Source organism: Actinoallomurus sp. CA-142502 (genome assembly GCF_050936355.1).
Lineage (GTDB): Bacteria > Actinomycetota > Actinomycetes > Streptosporangiales > Streptosporangiaceae > Actinoallomurus > Actinoallomurus iriomotensis.
Map to the genome: position 1 here is coordinate 1130590 of NZ_JBNJMY010000001.1, position 16754 is coordinate 1147343.

Genomic DNA, 16754 nt, shown 5'->3' on the forward strand with positions numbered 1-16754 from the left:
TCAGTGCCCCGAGCCGCCGAGAGTGAGGCGGAAGCCGGGCGGGACGACGAGGTCATCCGGGCACAGCTCACGGACGCCGGCGCGGCCGAGGCCCAGGACCGCGGAGTCGAGCCCGCCGCGCAGGATGTCCAGGACGTTCTCGACGCCGGCCTGCCCGTTGGCGGCCAGGCCCCACAGGTAGGCGCGGCCGATCAGCACGGCCCGCGCGCCCAGGGCGAGGGCCTTGGCGACGTCCCCGCCGCGCCGTACGCCGCCGTCGAGGAGGACCTCGATCTGGTCGCCGACCGCCTCGACGATGGAGGGGAGCACCCGGATCGTGGCGGGCGTGGTGTCCAGGTTGTTCCCGCCGTGGTTGGAGACGGACAGAGCGGTGACTCCCGCGTCGACGGCCTTCTTCGCGTCGTCCACACGGGTGACGCCCTTGAGCAGGAAGGGCCCGTCCCACTGCTTACGGAGCCACGCCACGTCGTCCCAGGTGGGCGGCGGGGTCCGCAGCCACTCGCCGTACGCCCCGAAGAACGTGGGGGCCGGTCCGCCCGGAGGCCGCAGGTTGGGCACGGTGAGGTCGGGGACGCGGCCGGTCCGGGCGAACGCCCACAGCCAGGCGGGGTGCGGCAGGACGCCGGGCGCCAGCCGCGCCATCGTCCGGAGATCGATCCTCTCGGGGATGGCGGGGCTGCCCCAGTCGCGGCCGTTGGAGAAGGACCAGTCCAGCGTCGCGATGAGCGCCTTGGCGCCGGCCGTACGGGCGCGGTCCATGCGCTGCACCATCGCGTCGCGCTCGCCGGTCCAGTACATCTGGTAGAAGGTGTTCGGGTTGGCCGCGACGACCTCTTCCACGGGCTTGCTCGCGAACGAGCTCAGCCCCATGATCACGCCCCGGTTGGCCGCCGCGCGCGCCACGGCCACCTCGCCGTCGGGGTGGACGGCCTGCACTCCTGTGGGGGAGATGAGCACGGGGAACGACGTCTCCACGCCCATCACCGTGGTGGACAGGTCACGGTCCGCGTGGTGACCGGCGACGCGGGGGGCGAAGCCGAGTTCGGCGAAGGCCCCGACGTTGTCCTCGACCGTCCGGCCGCGCTCGGACCCGGCGACCAGCGCTCCGTAGACCACGGAGGGCAGCCGTCTCCTGGCCCGGCGCTGGGCCTCCGCGACGGTCTCGAACCAGGGGTTCCTGCGCATGTGGTGTTCTCCTCAGTGGATCCGCAGGCCGGCGAGGGGGTCCTCGGCGCACGCGCTCACCGGGGGACGGCGGGTGAGCGGCACCAGGACCGGCCCGACGCGGGGAGCGGTGCGGTGGGAGTGGTCGGCCGAGGGCCGGGGCACGCCGGTGCGGTCCTCCGGCCGCCCGGCCAGCAACTCCTCGCCGTGTCCCTGGACGCACTCGGGGTCGGGGCCGTCCAGGGGCAGGCCCGTGAAGAACTTGGCGGCCATGCAACCGCCCTTGCACGTGTCGTAGAAGGCGCAGGAGGCGCAGGCGCCGCCGCTCTGCGGGCCGCGCAGGCGGCGGAACAGCTCGGACTCGCGCCAGACCCCCGCGAACCCGCCGGGCCGGCGCACGTTCCCGGCGAGGAACTCCTCGTGGATCGCGAACGGGCAGGCGTACACGTCACCGACCGGATCGATGAGGCACACCACCCGCCCCGCCCCGCACAGGTTGAGGCCGGGCAGCGCCCGGCCGTAGGCGGACAGGTGGAAGAAGGAGTCTCCGGTCAGCACGGAGTCGCCGTGCGCGACCAGCCAGTCGTACAGCTCGCGCTGCTGCTCGCGGGTGGGACGCAGTTCGTCCCACACGTCGGCGCCTCGCCCGGAGGGGCGCAGCCGGGTCAGCCGGAGCTGGGCGCCGTACGTGTCGGCGAGCGCCTTGAACGCCGCCAGCTGCGGGATGTTGTGCCGGGTGCACACGACCGAGAGCTTGAAGTTCGTCATGCCGGCGTCCGCGAGGTTCCGCATCGCGCGCACGGCGGTGTCGTACGAACCGGGGCCGCGCAGCGCGTCGTTGACCTCGGCGGTCGCGCCGTCGAGGGAGATCTGCACGTCGACGTAGTCGTTCGCGGCCAGCCGGCGCGCGACCTCGGGAGTGATCCGTACCCCGTTGGTGGAGAACTTGACGCCCACATGGTGCGCGGTGGCGTGGTCCAGGAGCTCGAAGAAGTCGGCGCGGACGGTCGGCTCGCCACCGCCGATGTTGACGTAGAAGACCTGCATCGCCTCGAGCTCGTCGATGACGGCTTTGGCCTCGGCGGTGCTCAGCTCGCGCGGGTCGCGGCGGCCGGAGCTGGACAGGCAGTGCGCGCAGGCGAGGTTGCAGGCGTAGGTGAGCTCCCAGGTCAGACAGATCGGCGCGTCGAGTCCGCGCTTGAACAGGTCGGTCAGCCGCGTGCCGTTCGTATCGACGGTCATGGGTGCCTCTCGACGATCATGGACGAGCGGGCCAGGACGGCGAGGGCCGCGCCGTACCGGGGCAGGTCCGCTGCCGGGACGCCGGCCGCCGTGCACGCGTCCCGCGCGGTGGGCGCGTCACCGAGGGCCCGCAGGACCGCGAGCAGCCGGCGGTCCTTCAGGAACGAGAGCTTGCGGGTCCCGAAGTGGTAGAGGAGCGCGCCGAAGGGTTCCGGCCGCACCGAGACCTGCGGGTGCAGGTCCCAGGTGCGGTCGAGGTCGATGCCGGACATGGGCGCGCTAGTAGACGCCGCACATGCCGTCGATCGAGACCTCCTCGATCAGCGCGTCGGCGGCGAGCTCGTCACCGGAGGTCTGGGGGGTACCGCTCCCGGCGGTCTCGGAGGTGGAGTCCTCGTTCATCGGAAATCTCCTCTCGGCGAGAACATGAGCGATACTAAGTGCATCGAGTGCCAAAAGAAAGGCTCCGAACGGATGGGCCCAGTGCCACCTGCGTGTTCTCGCCCCCGTAGCCGATGAGACGCCCCGACGTCCTCATCGTCGGCGCGGGCGGCAGCGGAGCGGCCCTGGCGGCCCGGCTGAGCGCGGATCCGGGCCGTACGGTCCTGGTCCTGGAGGCCGGACCGGTTCCGCGGTTCCCGCCCGGGTTCCCGCCGGAGCTGCGGGACGCGCGCCTCGTCCCCGGCGCGTGGCCGGACGCCCCCACGGTCCGGGCCTATCCCGTCCGCCTCACTCCGGACCTGCCCTACACGGCCGTCCGGGGGCGGGTCCTTGGCGGCTCGACCACGGTCAACGGCGGATACTTCATCCGGGCGCGGCGCGAGGACTTCGACCGCTGGTCCGCCCGTGCGGGCGACGCCCTCTGGGCGTACGAGCGGGCGCTGCCGTTCCTGCGCGCGCTGGAGACCGACCTGGACTTCGGGGCGACCCCCGTCCACGGCGGCCACGGGCCGGTCCCGGTCGGCCGTACCGGCCTGGGGCGCCCCGCCGCCGAGGCGTTCCGGGCCGCCGCACGGGAGCTGGGGCACCCGGACGAGCCCGACAAGAACGCCCAGGGCGTGCCCGGCGTCGGCCCGGTACCGACGAACACGGCCGGCGGAGAGCGGATCAACACCGGCACCGCCTACCTGCTGGGCGCGCTGGGACGTCCGAACCTCACCGTGCTGGGCGACTGCTTCGTACGGTCGGTGGCCGTCGAGCGCGGCCGCGCAACCGGAGTCGTGGCCGACCGGAACGGGCGGCGGACCGTGCTGGAGGCCGGCGAGATCGTGCTCTGCGCCGGTTCCTTCGCCTCACCCCACCTGCTGCACCTGTCCGGAATCGGACCCGCGAAGGTCCTGGCGTGCGCCGGCGTCCCCGTGGTCGAGGACCTGCCCGCCGTCGGCGCCGCGCTCAGCGACCATCCCCAGGTGGTGCTGGAGTGGACGCCCCGGCGGCCGGTGGCCGAATCGGCCGGCTCCTGGCTCGGCGGCGCCCTGCACCTGTCCTCATCCGGCGGAGACCACCCCGGAGACCTGGAGATCCTTCAGTCGCTGGTGCCGATGGCCGGGCTGGTCGGCGGCCGGACGGCCGTCCCCGGACAGCCCCTCGCGCTTCTCGCCTCGGTCCAGACTCCCCGGACGAGCGGCCGGCTGCGTACGGTGTCGGCCGACCCGCGGGTGCCGCCGCGCATCGACTACGGATACCTGGAGACGGCCGATGACCGGCGCCGGCTGCGCGAGGCGGTACGCGCGGCGGCCGCCCTGCTGTCCACCAGCGCCTTCGGCGAGGTCTCCGCCGGCGTCGTGGAACCCGCGTCCCTGGATGACGACGGCCTCCTCGACCGCTGGATCCGGTCCCGCCTCGGCACGTCCCAGCACACCTGCGGCACCGTACCGATGGGCCGGTCCGGCGACCCGTCCGCCGCCGTCGACGGCCACGGCCGGGTCTACGGCGTGAGCGGGCTCCGCGTCGCCGACACCTCGATCCTGCCGGCCGCGCCGCTGCGCGGCCCCGCCGCCACCGCGGTGCTCATCGGCGAGCTCATCGCGCACGCCATGTGCACGGTCCGCTGAGAGGAGACGTCAGGGACCGGCCATCGCGTGGGTCTCCAGGAGGCCGCCGCCCACACGCCGGATCGCCTCGTCGAGCAGGACGGACAGGTCGGCGTCCTCGCCGCAGAACAGCCACTGCTCATAGGCGGCGATCGAGGCCGCGAGGAAGACGTGACCGGCGAGCCGGGGAAGCATCGCGGACTTCGGCAGGCCCGTGCGCTCCGCCACGAACTCCGTGACCACCTCGCGCCATGACGCGTAGCGCAGGGTCGAGTCGGCCTGGAGGGTCGGCACCCGCAGGATGAGCTCCATGCGCTGCCGGTGCCAGGGCACGTCCCGGACGTCGAACCGGTTGAACTCCACCACGGCCGCGCGTACGGCGTCGAGCGCCGGCAGGCGCGGATCGACGTCGCGCAGGAGCCCCCGGAGCTTTTCCAGGTGGTCCTCGAAGTCGCCCCACACGAGATCGTTCTTCGAGGCGAAGTAACGGAAGAACGTCCGCCGCCCGATGCCGGCCGCCGCGGCGATGTCGTCGACCGTGGTCTCCTCGAACCCGCGCCGGGCGAACAGGTCGAAGGCCAGCCGTTCGAGAGCGGCCCGCGAGGTCACACGCGGCCTGCCCATGATGGGCCGGGCGGCGTGGCTCTCGCTCTCAGTGGTCACGACACCAGGTTGCCATGATCCCGGTCGGCCCCGGACGGTGCCCGGAGGTGACGGACGCGGTACGCGGCGTCAGCCCGTCTTCCAGGGGCCGAGCTTGTCGGGGTTGAGCACCGCCCAGAGGTGCTTGATCCGGTCGCCGGCGATGTCGAACGCGAACACCGCCAAGGTGACGCCGTCCTGCTGGGCCACCAGACCGGGCTGGCCGTTGACCGTGCGCTCCAGCATCGTCAGGCCGTCCGCCCTGTCGGCGAGATCGGCCAGGTAGTGCGCGATCCGCTCGCCGCCCTCGATCGGGTGCGGCGCGGCGTTGACGAGGCCACCGCCGTCGCCGGTCGCCGTCGCGGCGGGGTCCAGGAGGCCGATGAGGGCGTGGACGTCCTTGGCCTCCCACGCCCGCTTGAACTCCCGGACGATGCCGGCGCGGCGAGCAGCCGGAGCCGCGGCGCCCTCCGACGCGCGGACGCGGCGCCGGGCCGATGAGGCCAGCTGACGGCACGCCGCCGGGGTACGGCCGACGATCTCGGCCACTTCGGTGAACGGATAGCGGAAGACGTCGTGCAGGATGAACGCGACGCGCTCGGCCGGGGTCATCGATTCGAGCACGACCAGAAAGGCCATGCCGACCGACTCGTCGAGGGTGACCCGGTCGGCCGGATCGGCGCCCGCCCGCCCGCCGGCCCACTCCGTACGATCCGGCAGCGGTTCGGGGATCCACTCGCCCACGTACCTCTCCCGCCGGGCCCGTGCCGAGCGGAGCAGGTCGAGGCAGATCCGGCCGGCCACCTTCGTCAGCCAGGCGCCGGGGGACTCGATGGCCTCCTGCTGCCGCCGGGACATGGCGTACCAGCGCGCGTACGTCTCCTGCACCACGTCCTCGGCGTCGGCCAGGGAGCCGAGGAGCCGGTACGCGAGATTGATCAGCTGACGCCGCTCGCTCATGATCGCGTCGAGGCTCGGATCGAGCCGGCCGCCCTCCGGCTCGGTTCGGTCGCTCATGCCGCCCCCCTTGGTCTCGTTCGCCCTCATCATCTCGACGAGGCGGCGTGCCGAAGTGTGAGGCCGCACCTCACATTTCGAGGGGCCGTGTCGTCGGACCGCTGAGACGGACACCGACGAGACGGGAAAGCCAGATGAACGTGTTCTTGTGGATCGTGCAGGCGGTCCTGGCCGCCGCATTCGCCATGTCCGGCCTGACGAAGGTCGCTCTGCCCAGGGCCCGGCTGACCGCCCTGTACCCGTGGGTGCCGGACTTCACCATGGCGACGGTGCGGTTCATCGGCGTGATGGCCCTGCTCGGCGCGGTCGGGCTGATCGCGCCGGCCGCCGCCGGCATCGCACCCGTCCTGACGCCGATCGCCGCGACCGGACTGGCCGTCCTGATGGTCCTGGCGGCGGCCACGGTGCACATCCCGCGCAGGGAGCCGTCCGCCGTGGTGGTCAACACCGTCCTGTTCGTGCTCGCCGCGCTCGTCGCCTGGGGCCGCTTCGGCCCCTACGGCTGGTGACCGCGTCGGCGGCACGACGTTCCGAGCAGCACATCCCCCGTTGAGGAGAGACCGATGAGTGACATCCAGACCATCGCCGACCGGTTCGAGATCCAGGCGCTGCCCGGCGAGTTCGCCGACGCCGGAATGACGCGCGACTACGACCGCTTCGCGGCCCTGTTCACCGAGGACGGGGTGTGGCGGATCCCCGACGCCGGCGTCCATCTCGTCGGCCGGGAGCAGATCCGGGCCGGGATCGAGCGGTTGCAGGGCGCCTGGGACTTCTTCGTGCAGAACGTGCACCCGGGCACGGTCCGGCTCGACGGCGACACCGCGGCCGGCCGGGCCTACATCTCCGAGCTCGGCCGTCTGCGCAGCGGTGACTCGCACATCAACTACTCGCTGTACCACGACCGTTACCGGCGCACTCCGGGCGGCTGGAGGTTCGCCGAGCGCGTCTATGAGGTCCGATACGTCGACACGTCCCCGTTGCCGGGCTCGGCCCCTCACGCGGCGGAGGCCTCCGAGGCGTGACGCCCCGCGTTCTCTTCACCGCATCTATTGATCTATGGCACCGAGTGCCGTTAACGTCCCCGACATAAGGCACTCGGTGCCGCAACGGCTCCGAGCGGACGTAGCCAGGTGCCTGCGGCGAGGGAGCGGACGATGGGTCGAGTCGAGGGCAAGGTCGCGTTCATCACGGGCGCCGCGCGCGGCCAGGGCCGCAGCCACGCCATCCGCCTCGCGGAGGAAGGCGCCGACATCATCGCGATCGACCTCTGCGGCCCGGTGCCCAACCTCGGATATCCGCACGCGACGCCGGAGGACCTCGCCGAAACGGTCAAGCAGGTCGAGGCGCTCGGCCGCGGGATCGTCTCGGCCGAGGCGGACATCCGCGACGCGGACGCGCTCAGGCGGGCCGTCGACGACGGCGTGGCCCGGTTCGGCCGCCTCGACGTCGTGGTCGCCAACGCCGGCATCTGCATCCCGCGTGCCTGGGACGACGTCACGCCGGAGATCTGGCGCGACACCATCGACATCAACCTGACCGGCACCTGGAACACCGTGCGGGCCACCGCCCCGCGCCTGGTCGAGGCGGGCGGCGGCTCCATCATCCTGACCAGTTCGGCGGCGGGGCTGAAGGGCCTGCCCTTCCTGACGCCGTACGTGGCGAGCAAGCACGGTGTCACGGGTCTCGCACGGGCGTTCGCCCACGAGCTCGCGCGGCACCACATCCGCGTCAACAGCGTCCACCCGACCGGGGTCGACACGCCGATGGGGACGATGGGGGCCGCCGGCATGGGCGACATGATCGCGGACAACCCGCGCATCGGCGGGATGCTGACGAACAGCCTGCCGATCGACGTCACCAGCGCCACCGACATCAGCAACGCCGTGCTGTTCCTGGCCTCCGACGAGTCCCGCCACGTCACGGCGCTGGCGATGACGGTGGACGCCGGCAACACCCAGTACTGAAGCCGAGGACCCGAACCGCAACACCGCGAAGGGAGTCACGGAATGGCCGGACGGGTGGCAGGCAAGGTCGCGTTCATCACCGGCGCGGCGCGCGGGCAGGGCCGCAGTCACGCGGTCCGCCTGGCGCAGGAGGGCGCCGACATCATCGCCGTCGACGTCGCCGAGGCCATCGAGGGCGTCGAGTACCCGGGTGCCTCCGAAGAGGACCTGGCCGAGACCGTGAAGCAGGTGGAGGATCTCGGCCGCCGCATCGTCGCGGCCAAGGCCGACGTCCGCGACCACGACGCCCTGAAGAAGGCGCTCGACGAGGGCGTCGCCGAGTTCGGGCACGTCGACATCGTGTCGGCCAACGCCGGCATCTTCATCTTCGGCGACGAGACCCACCTGGTGAGCGAACAGGCCTGGCGGAACGTCACCGACATCAACCTGACCGGCGTGTGGCACACCTGCAAGGTCGCGGTCCCGCACCTCATCGAGCAGGGCACCGGCGGGTCGATCGTCCTCACCAGCTCCACCGCCGGCCACAAGGGCCTGACGAACTGCGCGGCCTACACGGCGAGCAAGCACGCGGTGGTCGGGCTCATGCGCACGATGGCCAACGAACTGGCGCCGCACCGGATCAGGGTCAACACCGTGCACCCGACGAGCGTCGCCACGGACATGGCGCTCAACGACGCCACCTACAAGTTGTTCCGCCCCGACCTGGAACACCCGACGCGGGACGACGCGGTCGACGCGTTCCAGGCCATCAACGCGCTGCCGCTCCCGTGGGTCGAACCGATCGACATCAGCAACGCCGTGCTGTTCCTCGCCTCCGACGAGGCGCGGTACGTCACGGGCACCGAGCTGAAGGTCGACGCCGGCTGCACGGTGAAGTAGGGGCCCGCGTCACCGCTCGCGAGATGGCGCAGGGCGGTCTCGGAGGTAAAGTAGCAGGTCAATCCCGCTTTTATGCATTGATCACTGTATGTCCGGCCGAGGGGGGCGTCGGTGGGCAGGCCGAAACCAGGCATGGGAAACGATCATGATTCGACGCGGGGAGTGACTGAGCAGTCGCTCCTTGAACCTTCTTCTCGTCGCAACCCCGAGCTGGACGCGCTGTTCGACCAGTCACCGATCGCCATGGTCTTCCTCGACCGCGAACTGCGCGCCAGGCGCACCAATGCGGCGTTCCGCCGGCTGATCGGCCTCCCGGACGAGGAGATCATCGGCCGCCGGCCCTCGGAGGCCGACGGCCTGTCGATCAGGTACTGGGCGACCACTCGGCCAATACACTGGCGGACTTCGGACGGTACGGCCTGGGACGAGCGCACTGTCGCCGAGCAGGTGATAGGCAGAGGCGTTCCCGTGGTCAACATGCACGTGGAGTGGATCAGGGCGGGCAAGCGCCAGGTCCTCTCCTGGTCGGGGTACCGGGTGACAGAGAACGGCCGGGTGCTCGGGGCGCTGCTCTGCTTCATCGACTTCACCAACCATGCGCAGACGATCACGCAGGCTCATGCCCGGCTCGACCTGCTCGAGCGGGCCGGCAGCCAGGTCGGGGCCACGCTCGATATTCACCACACCGCCCGGGAACTCGCCGACCTGGCCGTGCCCGAACTCGCCGACCGCATCTCCGTCGACCTGCTCGACCAGGTTCTCCAGGGGGAGACGCTTCCCCGTGCCGGCTCGGGCGCCCTGCGGTTCCGCCGGGTGGCTCTGCGTGACACCGTGACCAGCACCAAGATCAGGTACGAGGTGGACGATCTGATCACCCTGCCGGTCACAAGCCCACACGCGGTGGCGCTCCTGCAGGGAAGACCCTTCCTGGCGCGGAACCCGGCCGAGGTGGGCGGGCAGTTCTCCGACACACCCGATGTGGCAGAAGCCTTCCTCGCCCGGGGAGTGCATACGATCATGGTGATGCCGCTGGTCGCCCGGGGCGTCACCTTGGGAGTGGCCTCGTTCTCCCGGGCCGAACACCCGGAGCCGTACGGCGAGGCCGATGTGCGGCTGGTCGGCGACCTGGCCTCACGCGCGGCGGTGTGCATCGACAACGCCCGCCTGTACACCCGCGAGCACAACATGGCGGTCACCCTCCAGCGCAGCCTGCTGCCCCAGCGCATCCCGCAGATGCCCGGGCTGCGGATCGCCCACCGCTACGAGCCCGCCACCCAGACCGCGGAGGTGGGCGGCGACTGGTTCGACGTCATCCCGCTGGACACTGGGCAGGTCGTGCTGGTCATCGGCGACGTCACCGGCCACGGCATCCACGCCGCAGCGCTCATGGGCCAGCTCCGCACCACTACCGCGGCCCTGGCCCGCCTCGGGTGCCCGCCGGAGGAAATCATGCGCCGGCTCAGCGACGTGGTCGCCGAGCACGACGACGAGATCGGCGCCACCTGCCTGTACGCCCTGTACGACCCGGAATCCCGGCGTTGCCGCTTCACCAGCGCCGGGCACCTCCCGCCCGCACTCCGCCACCCCGGCGGCAGCGTGGAGTTCATCGATGTACCGGGCGGGATGATGCTCGGCGTCGGTCCAAGCCGTTACCCGGCCACCGACACAGAACTCCCCGAAGACGGTGTGCTGGCCCTTTACACCGACGGGCTCGTCGAACACCCCGGCCAGGACATCGGCACCGGCATGTCCGACCTGGCCCGCACCCTGACCGCCGGTTCCGCACGATCGCTGGACCGGCTGTGCGACAGCGTCCTGGCCGACCTCGGAGCCGACGCCCGGGATGACATCGCCCTGCTGCTCGCTCGCACCACCGCCGGGACGGCCCGCTGATGTGATCCAGCACGAGATCCTCTTCGAGCTGGAGGGCCGGCCCCTTCGGAACCTCTTCGCCACGGCACGTCGAGTAGACGTTCCCGGCCGAGCCCGCCGCGAAGCACAGATGCCGGTCGGCGGAGGCCGACCGGCACCTTGAGCTGAGGCGTGCCGCCGTCAGGGGATGTAGACGCCGTTGAACCACTGTCCGCGGGCGTCGTCGGTGTACACGTCGACGTTGAAGTTGTAGTTCCCGTGCCTGCCCTGCCACAGGTAGCCGGGCAGGCCCGAGGACGCGTTGGCGTCGCAGATCACGTCGTCGGTGCAGATCTCCAGTACGGGAATGTCGCCGAAGTAGTCGTCGGCGCCGGCGAGCGGGGCACCGACGACGGGGGCGACGGCCGGGTGGGCCGCGGCTCCGGCGGAGCCCGGGCCCGCGGGGCGCTTGGGGTCGGCGAGCAGGATCGCGTTCACGTTGCCGATCGTCTGCCAGTTCTCGGTGACCCAGGTGTGGACGACCGCGGCGCCGAGGGAGTACCCGACCGCCTTGACGTGCTGGCCCGGGCACTGGCCGCGCTGGTCGCGGATCAGCCGGTTCAGCTCGTTGACGCCCTGACGGTCGGCCGCTCCGACGGGCACCGCCGGGTACCCGACACGCTGGCTGATGTTGCCGGAGTAGATGGTGCTGTTGAGGTCACCGGTGCCGCCGACCACGATCGTGTAGGTGCCCTCACATGAGGCCGCCTGCGCGGCGGGCGCCCCCAGCAGGGTGACTCCCGCCAGCGCGACGACGCCGGCCAGCAGGGCGGAGAACTTGCGCATTCAAACCTCCCGTTTGCGACGGTCCGATGCGCGGCTTCCGCGACCGGCTCTTCGATACGCGCGGGAGACGCTAATCACCTCCGATGACATACCGATGACACGCCCATCAATCGGGTGGTCAAGTGAATGGTGAGGGAAACGGCCTTTCCCGGTCAGCCGTCCGGGTTACCGGACCGTAATCGGCGGCCTAGGATGCTGTCGCGATTTCCCGCGAAGGGGCGTCGACCCGGCGATCGAGGTGGCGATGGGCAGGCGAGAGGCCCCGGTTCCCGAAGGGCCGTTGCGGGAATTCGCGGTGAAACTCCGGGAGCTGCGAGTCAACGCGCCGGGAACGCCGACCTACCGTGAGCTCGCGCGCAGGGCGCACTACTCCTCATCCGTCCTGTCGGTGGCCGCGTCGGGGCAGCGGCTGCCGACCTGGGAGGTCACCAGCGCCTTCGTGACGGCGTGCGAGGGCGACCTCGACGAGTGGCGTGAGCGCTGGTCGAGCCTGCGAGCCGAACTCCGGGCCGCGCATCCGGACCTGCTCCATGAGCCCGGCGCTCCCGCCCCGGACCCCGGCTCCGCCGCCGTCTCCGCGGCGGTCGCCGAGGAGGTGCCCGAGGCGGAGACACCGCCGGTGCCGGTCACGCCGCTGACCCGGTCCGACGCGGCGAAGGTCGGGCCGTTCCGGTTGCTCGGGCGCCTGGGCGGCGGTTCGATGGGCCAGGTCTACCTGGCGGTGTCGAGGTCCGGCCGTCCGGTGGCGGTGAAGGTCGTGCGTCCCCACCTGGCCGAGGATCCGCACTTCCGGCGGCGGTTCGCGGCCGAGGTCGCCGCCGTGCGCCGGGTCGACAGCCCGTACACCCCGGCCGTCATCGACGCCGACCCGGAGGCGGAGCCGCCCTGGATGGCGACCGCCTACATCGCCGGTCCCTCACTCGGCGACGCCGTGGACGCCGACGGGCCACTGCCGCCGGACGCGGTGCTGAGGCTGGCCGCGGGCATCGCCGAGGCGCTCGCCGACATCCACGCCGCCGGCGTGCTCCACCGCGATCTCAAGCCGGCCAACGTGCTGCTGGAGGCCACCGGCCCCAAGGTCATCGACTTCGGGGTGGCCCAGGCGCACGACGGCAGCCGCATGACCCAGACCGGTGCCAGCGTGGGCACGGTGCCGTTCATGGCGCCCGAGCAGGCCGGCGGCGGCGAGGTCACCGCGGCCTCCGACGTCTTCGCGCTCGGCTCGCTCCTCGCCTACGCCGCCACCGGTGTCCTGCCCTTCGGCGACGGTACGACCGGCGAGGTGCTGTACCGGATCATCCACACCGAGCCCGATCCGGCCGCGCTCGACTGCCACGACGACGGGCTTCGCGCGCTCATCACCCGATGCCTGGACAAGGACCCCGCCCGGCGGCCCACGCCGGCGCAGATCGTCGAGACCTGCGCCGACCGGCCGCTCCGCGTGGACTGGGGCTCTCTGGCCACCTCGGCGCAGCGTTCCGTCGACGACATCTCCGGGCTGCTCGCGCGGGCCGCGAACCGCCGCACCACGACCGTACGCCTCGGCGCCGGGGCGGTCGCGGCCGTCGTCCTGGTCGCCGCCGGGGTCGTGGTCGCGCTGACCGCCGAGCACCCGTCCGGAGCGGACGGCCGGACCGGCGGCGCGAGCCCGGCGAGCACGCCCGTCGCGTGGACCGCGCGGTCCGGGCCCTCCTGCTCGACGGCCAAGGCGGCGATGGACACCAGCGGCTCCTGGGAGCCGCTGGCGGGCAGCGGCACCGGCGGCTGCGGCGACGCCCTGATCCACCGGACGACCGACAGCGGTGACGGGGCGAACTGGGCCTTCTATCCCGGTGTCGGCAAGAGCTGTACGTTCCGCATCGACATCCCCGCGTCGGACGTCATCACCGCCACCAACGTCATCTATCAGGCGTGGGACACCCTTCCGGGAAAGCACACTCCCGAACACCGCATCGGCGGCAATGTCCGGACCGACCAGCGGGCCAATCGCGGTCGGGCGATGACCCTCTCGTTCGGCCCGACCAAGACCGGCACCATCGACCTGCAGATCTACGACGACTACGCCGAACACAAGATCGAGGCCGCCGGCACGGTCACGGCCACCTGCCGCTGAGCTCGGCATTTCGTTGTTCGGTTGTTCGGCCTTTGTACGGCGGACAATCCTTTCGCCTGGTGACCGGCTATTTCACCTATATCTGGGTTCCTCCCACCCGATCCATCCGGAGGTAGCCCATGTGCAGGAAATCCTCGCTGCCACGCGCCGTGGCCTCGGCCCTGGTGGCGCTGGCGGTGGTGGCCGCGGTCGTCGCCGGCGTCGTCACACGGCCGGCGCGGGCGACCGCGCCGCCGCATGATCCCCTTCTGGGCGTCAACATGTCCTTCTACGGCGCGAACGACGCCCTGGTCACCCAGACCGGCACCCGGGAGCTGTTCCGCTCGTGGGGTGTGCCGTTCGTACGGGTGCCGCTGCGGGACCACTTCGACGACGCCGGCAAGACGCCCGTCGGCGACGACCTGCTCATGTCCGCGATGCGGGCGGTCAAGAACGTGGGCGCCACGCCCCTGCTGATCATCCGGGGCCCGGGCGAGGGCGGTACGGCGGAGGAGACGAAGGCCGCCGACCTCCACCTGCTCAAGCTGGTCCACCAGGTGTTCGGCGAAGATCCCGCCTACCTGGAGTTCGGGAACGAGCCGGACCGCGCGGATGTGTCGGCCGCCGACTACACGGCCGCCTGGAACGCGGTGGTGCCGGCGCTGAAGGCCGCCTACCCGAACGACAGGTACGTCGGGCCGGTCGCGTCCCGCGCGGACCACGAGTTCGCGGACTACGTGGCCGACTTCGCGGCCGGCGCGAAGCCCGCGCCGGACTACCTGTCGTGGCACGAGTACGTCTGCGGAGCGTCGACCGACGGCGACTGGAAGAACACGTGCGTCAGTCACCTCGCCAACTGGCAGAACCACGTGAAGGCCATCGAGGACAAGGTCCAGGCCAAGCTCGGCAGAACGCTGCCGTACTTCATCTCGGAGTGGAACGCCGACCCGGAGGCCGGCAGCCCCGTCTACGACGACGCCAACGCCGGCTACCTGGCCGCGTGGACGTCGAAGGCGATCGCGCAGCTCCGCGCGCTCACCCCCGCGCCGGCCGGTGCGATGATCTACACGGCCACCGACCACCAGAACTTCGGCCTGGTCACCGGCGTCGACACCGTCACGACCCAGGGCAAGGCGTTCCAGGCCGCGCTGACCGGCGACTCAGTGAGCACGCTCGACTCACCGGGCTCTCCGGACTCACCGGAGTCGCCGCAGTCGCCGGGTACGCAGGACGCGTCGGCGTCACCGGCGTCACCGGACACGCAGAACTCGCCGAAGACGCCGGGCCCGGACGCGTCGGGGGACCAGTACTACGTCGCGACGGACGGCGACGACAAGACCGGTGACGGGTCGCAGGCCCACCCGTGGGCGACGATCCAGCACGCCGCCGAGCAGGTGAAGGTAGCGAGCGGCGGCGCGACGGTGCACGTGGCGGACGGAACCTACAAGGACGCCGTGGAGAACAAGACGAGCGGGCACGCCGGTGGTCATCTGACGTTCGTCGCCGACCACCGCTGGAAGGCGAAGATCGCGCCGACCTCGTCCGCCATCCCGTTCGAGAACCGGGGCGACTACGTCCGCATCGAGGGCTTCGACGTCACCAGCGCGGGCGGCGCCTGGAGCGGGATCCTGACGTGGGGCGCGCACAACATCGTCCAGGGCAACCATGTGCACGACATCAGGACCGAGATCGGCTCCGGCGACTGCACCGGCAGCCCGGGCGGGGACGGGATCGGCGACGACGGGTCGTCGTCGGACAACGCGTTCGTCGGCAACCAGGTCGACCACATCGGCCCGTACCCGCGCGAGTGCCAGTACATCCACGGCATCTACCCGTCCGGCGCGAACGACATCATCCAGGACAACGTCACCTACAACAGCTCCGGCAGCGGCATCCGGTTCAACCACAACGCGACCGGCGCCACCATCACCAACAACCTCTCGTTCGCCAACGCCGACCACGGGATCTTCATCAGCGGCGGCGTCGACGCGACCGCCGACAAGTTCGTGATCAGCAACAACATCGTGCTGGACAACGCGATGTTCGGCATCAACGTCCGCAGCGACGCGAACGGCGCGAACAACGAGTTCCACGACAACCTGCTCTGGGGCAACAAGAAGGGGACGTACGGGAAGGACAGCAGCGAGGAGTTCACGCCGCCGAACAGCTCCGGCACGCTCAGCGAGGACCCCAAGCTGGTGGACTACCGCGACGACGGCACGGGCGACTACCACCTGACGGCGTCCAGCCCCTGCGTCGACGCGGGCACCGACTCCGGCGCGCCGGACGCCGACTACGACGGCGTCTCCCGGCCGCAGGGGCACGCCGACGACATCGGCCCGTACGAGCTCAGCGCCGGTACCGGATCCAAGCAGGAGACGACCACGTAACCCGGGCCTGCCGGCCGAGGCGGACCGCGCCTCGGCCGGCGCTCGATTAGCATCCGCATAGCGGGTAGTCGGTTATATATGTTGCAAAACGGTCAGAAGGATTTCGCCGGCACGCTGATCGAGCCACAGGGCGTCAACGCGGGCGACGCCATCGACGCCGAGCACGCGCTGGTGCCGCAGGGGAATCCCCGTCCAGACCCACCGACGCCGCCCTCGCCGAGTGAGCTGCTCCCCGACGAGATGGTCGGTCTGCCTGAGCAGATACCCGGATACCCGGGGCAGCAGCGCTCCGTCGAGACGAGCTGAACGCCTCGCGTGAGACGCGAGCGGCCGGCGTTCTCCGGCCAAGGGCCGGGTAGGGCTCCGCTTGCTGGCATCGCACCCGGACGTCGCCGGCCTCGCAGAGAAGGTGTTCGGCCTTCCCGGGCTGCGCCCTTCGCAGCGAGAGGCCGCCGAGACACTGGTCGCGGACCGGGACGGCCTCCTGGATTACAAGGACGGCCGGCTCACCGTCGTCTTCGACGTCGGCTACAAGGAGCTCCTGGAGGACACCGTGGCCGGCGAAGGACTGCTACGCCCGGTACGGGACTGACCTCGTGACCAGGCCGGCTCGGGCTCGTTTCGCGTCCCCGAC

At 71.3% G+C, this 16754-nt stretch carries 17 protein-coding genes; 10 read left to right on the forward strand and 7 right to left on the reverse strand.

The annotated features are described in order from the left end of the window. Genes mftD through mftA form a run of 4 tightly spaced genes read right to left on the reverse strand, consistent with a single transcriptional unit; the run spans position 1 to position 2808 of the window. Positions 1 to 1185: a pre-mycofactocin synthase MftD gene (gene mftD / locus ACQEV1_RS05475; RefSeq protein WP_433391918.1), complete on the reverse strand. Its 1185-nt coding sequence runs from the start codon at positions 1183 to 1185 to the stop codon at positions 1 to 3. Positions 1186 to 1197: 12 nt separating this feature from the next. Further along, positions 1198 to 2406: a mycofactocin radical SAM maturase gene (gene mftC, locus ACQEV1_RS05480; RefSeq protein ID WP_433391920.1), complete on the reverse strand. Its 1209-nt coding sequence runs from the start codon at positions 2404 to 2406 to the stop codon at positions 1198 to 1200. Continuing rightward, entirely contained in the window at positions 2403 to 2678 is a 276-nt protein-coding gene (mftB, locus tag ACQEV1_RS05485; RefSeq protein WP_285631232.1) for a mycofactocin biosynthesis chaperone MftB, read from the reverse strand. Before mftB ends, mftC begins: the two co-directional genes overlap by 4 nt. 7 nt (positions 2679 to 2685) lie before the next feature. Continuing rightward, positions 2686 to 2808, reverse strand: coding sequence for a mycofactocin precursor MftA (gene mftA, locus ACQEV1_RS05490; protein WP_285577974.1), 123 nt, complete (start codon positions 2806 to 2808; stop codon positions 2686 to 2688). A gap of 113 nt (positions 2809 to 2921) precedes the next feature. Between mftA and mftG the strand changes: the two genes are divergently transcribed. Next, positions 2922 to 4460 carry a mycofactocin dehydrogenase MftG gene (gene mftG / locus ACQEV1_RS05495; protein ID WP_433391925.1) on the forward strand — a complete coding sequence of 513 codons (1539 nt, stop codon included), beginning with the start codon at positions 2922 to 2924 and terminating at the stop codon, positions 4458 to 4460. Positions 4461 to 4469: 9 nt separating this feature from the next. Here the strand turns inward: mftG and mftR are convergent, their stop codons facing one another. Beyond that, entirely contained in the window at positions 4470 to 5102 is a 633-nt protein-coding gene (gene mftR, locus ACQEV1_RS05500; RefSeq protein WP_285577977.1) for a mycofactocin system transcriptional regulator, read from the reverse strand. Between the two features lie 69 nt (positions 5103 to 5171). After that, on the reverse strand, positions 5172 to 6098 hold the full coding sequence (sigJ, locus tag ACQEV1_RS05505; RefSeq protein WP_433391928.1) for an RNA polymerase sigma factor SigJ: 927 nt from the start codon (positions 6096 to 6098) through the stop codon (positions 5172 to 5174). 134 nt (positions 6099 to 6232) lie between these two features. Between sigJ and ACQEV1_RS05510 the strand changes: the two genes are divergently transcribed. From ACQEV1_RS05510 to ACQEV1_RS05530, 5 genes are all read left to right on the forward strand, one after another. Further along, on the forward strand, positions 6233 to 6607 hold the full coding sequence (locus ACQEV1_RS05510; protein WP_433391931.1) for a DoxX family protein: 375 nt from the start codon (positions 6233 to 6235) through the stop codon (positions 6605 to 6607). Positions 6608 to 6661: 54 nt separating this feature from the next. Next, positions 6662 to 7120: a nuclear transport factor 2 family protein gene (locus tag ACQEV1_RS05515; protein WP_285631245.1), complete on the forward strand. Its 459-nt coding sequence runs from the start codon at positions 6662 to 6664 to the stop codon at positions 7118 to 7120. 132 nt (positions 7121 to 7252) lie between these two features. Further along, on the forward strand, positions 7253 to 8062 hold the full coding sequence (locus ACQEV1_RS05520) for a mycofactocin-coupled SDR family oxidoreductase (protein WP_433391934.1): 810 nt from the start codon (positions 7253 to 7255) through the stop codon (positions 8060 to 8062). A gap of 42 nt (positions 8063 to 8104) precedes the next feature. Next, positions 8105 to 8941 (forward strand): mycofactocin-coupled SDR family oxidoreductase, encoded by an 837-nt coding sequence (locus tag ACQEV1_RS05525; RefSeq protein WP_285631252.1) that lies wholly within the window; start codon positions 8105 to 8107, stop codon positions 8939 to 8941. A 162-nt stretch (positions 8942 to 9103) separates the two neighbouring features. Further along, complete coding sequence (locus ACQEV1_RS05530; protein ID WP_433391936.1) at positions 9104 to 10834, forward strand: SpoIIE family protein phosphatase; 1731 nt, start codon at positions 9104 to 9106, stop codon at positions 10832 to 10834. Positions 10835 to 10993: 159 nt separating this feature from the next. Here the strand turns inward: ACQEV1_RS05530 and ACQEV1_RS05535 are convergent, their stop codons facing one another. Further along, a complete protein-coding gene (locus tag ACQEV1_RS05535) occupies positions 10994 to 11638 on the reverse strand; it encodes a cutinase family protein (protein ID WP_433391939.1) in 645 nt (214 codons plus the stop codon). A gap of 244 nt (positions 11639 to 11882) precedes the next feature. On the opposite strand from ACQEV1_RS05535, the gene ACQEV1_RS05540 reads away from it, so the two are divergent. From ACQEV1_RS05540 to ACQEV1_RS05555, 4 genes are all read left to right on the forward strand, one after another. After that, positions 11883 to 13751 (forward strand): serine/threonine-protein kinase, encoded by a 1869-nt coding sequence (locus tag ACQEV1_RS05540; RefSeq protein ID WP_433391941.1) that lies wholly within the window; start codon positions 11883 to 11885, stop codon positions 13749 to 13751. Positions 13752 to 13870: 119 nt separating this feature from the next. Continuing rightward, a complete protein-coding gene (locus ACQEV1_RS05545; protein ID WP_433391943.1) occupies positions 13871 to 16120 on the forward strand; it encodes a choice-of-anchor Q domain-containing protein in 2250 nt (749 codons plus the stop codon). Between the two features lie 78 nt (positions 16121 to 16198). Continuing rightward, entirely contained in the window at positions 16199 to 16426 is a 228-nt protein-coding gene (locus tag ACQEV1_RS05550) for a hypothetical protein (protein WP_285631267.1), read from the forward strand. A gap of 61 nt (positions 16427 to 16487) precedes the next feature. Next, positions 16488 to 16712, forward strand: coding sequence for a hypothetical protein (locus ACQEV1_RS05555; protein ID WP_433391945.1), 225 nt, complete (start codon positions 16488 to 16490; stop codon positions 16710 to 16712). Positions 16713 to 16754: the final 42 nt, after the last annotated feature.

Coding starts and splice junctions, on each gene's coding strand:
- ACQEV1_RS05545 (WP_433391943.1), top strand. CDS start 13,871: ATGTGCAGGAAATCCTCGCTGCCACGCGCCGTGGCCTCGGCCCTGGTG.
- mftG (WP_433391925.1), top strand. CDS start 2,922: ATGAGACGCCCCGACGTCCTCATCGTCGGCGCGGGCGGCAGCGGAGCG.
- mftB (WP_285631232.1), bottom strand. CDS start 2,678: ATGTCCGGCATCGACCTCGACCGCACCTGGGACCTGCACCCGCAGGTC.
- ACQEV1_RS05515 (WP_285631245.1), top strand. CDS start 6,662: ATGAGTGACATCCAGACCATCGCCGACCGGTTCGAGATCCAGGCGCTG.
- sigJ (WP_433391928.1), bottom strand. CDS start 6,098: ATGAGCGACCGAACCGAGCCGGAGGGCGGCCGGCTCGATCCGAGCCTC.
- ACQEV1_RS05510 (WP_433391931.1), top strand. CDS start 6,233: ATGAACGTGTTCTTGTGGATCGTGCAGGCGGTCCTGGCCGCCGCATTC.
- mftD (WP_433391918.1), bottom strand. CDS start 1,185: ATGCGCAGGAACCCCTGGTTCGAGACCGTCGCGGAGGCCCAGCGCCGG.
- mftA (WP_285577974.1), bottom strand. CDS start 2,808: ATGAACGAGGACTCCACCTCCGAGACCGCCGGGAGCGGTACCCCCCAG.
- mftC (WP_433391920.1), bottom strand. CDS start 2,406: ATGACCGTCGATACGAACGGCACGCGGCTGACCGACCTGTTCAAGCGC.
- ACQEV1_RS05550 (WP_285631267.1), top strand. CDS start 16,199: ATGTTGCAAAACGGTCAGAAGGATTTCGCCGGCACGCTGATCGAGCCA.
- ACQEV1_RS05520 (WP_433391934.1), top strand. CDS start 7,253: ATGGGTCGAGTCGAGGGCAAGGTCGCGTTCATCACGGGCGCCGCGCGC.
- ACQEV1_RS05540 (WP_433391941.1), top strand. CDS start 11,883: ATGGGCAGGCGAGAGGCCCCGGTTCCCGAAGGGCCGTTGCGGGAATTC.
- ACQEV1_RS05535 (WP_433391939.1), bottom strand. CDS start 11,638: ATGCGCAAGTTCTCCGCCCTGCTGGCCGGCGTCGTCGCGCTGGCGGGA.
- ACQEV1_RS05525 (WP_285631252.1), top strand. CDS start 8,105: ATGGCCGGACGGGTGGCAGGCAAGGTCGCGTTCATCACCGGCGCGGCG.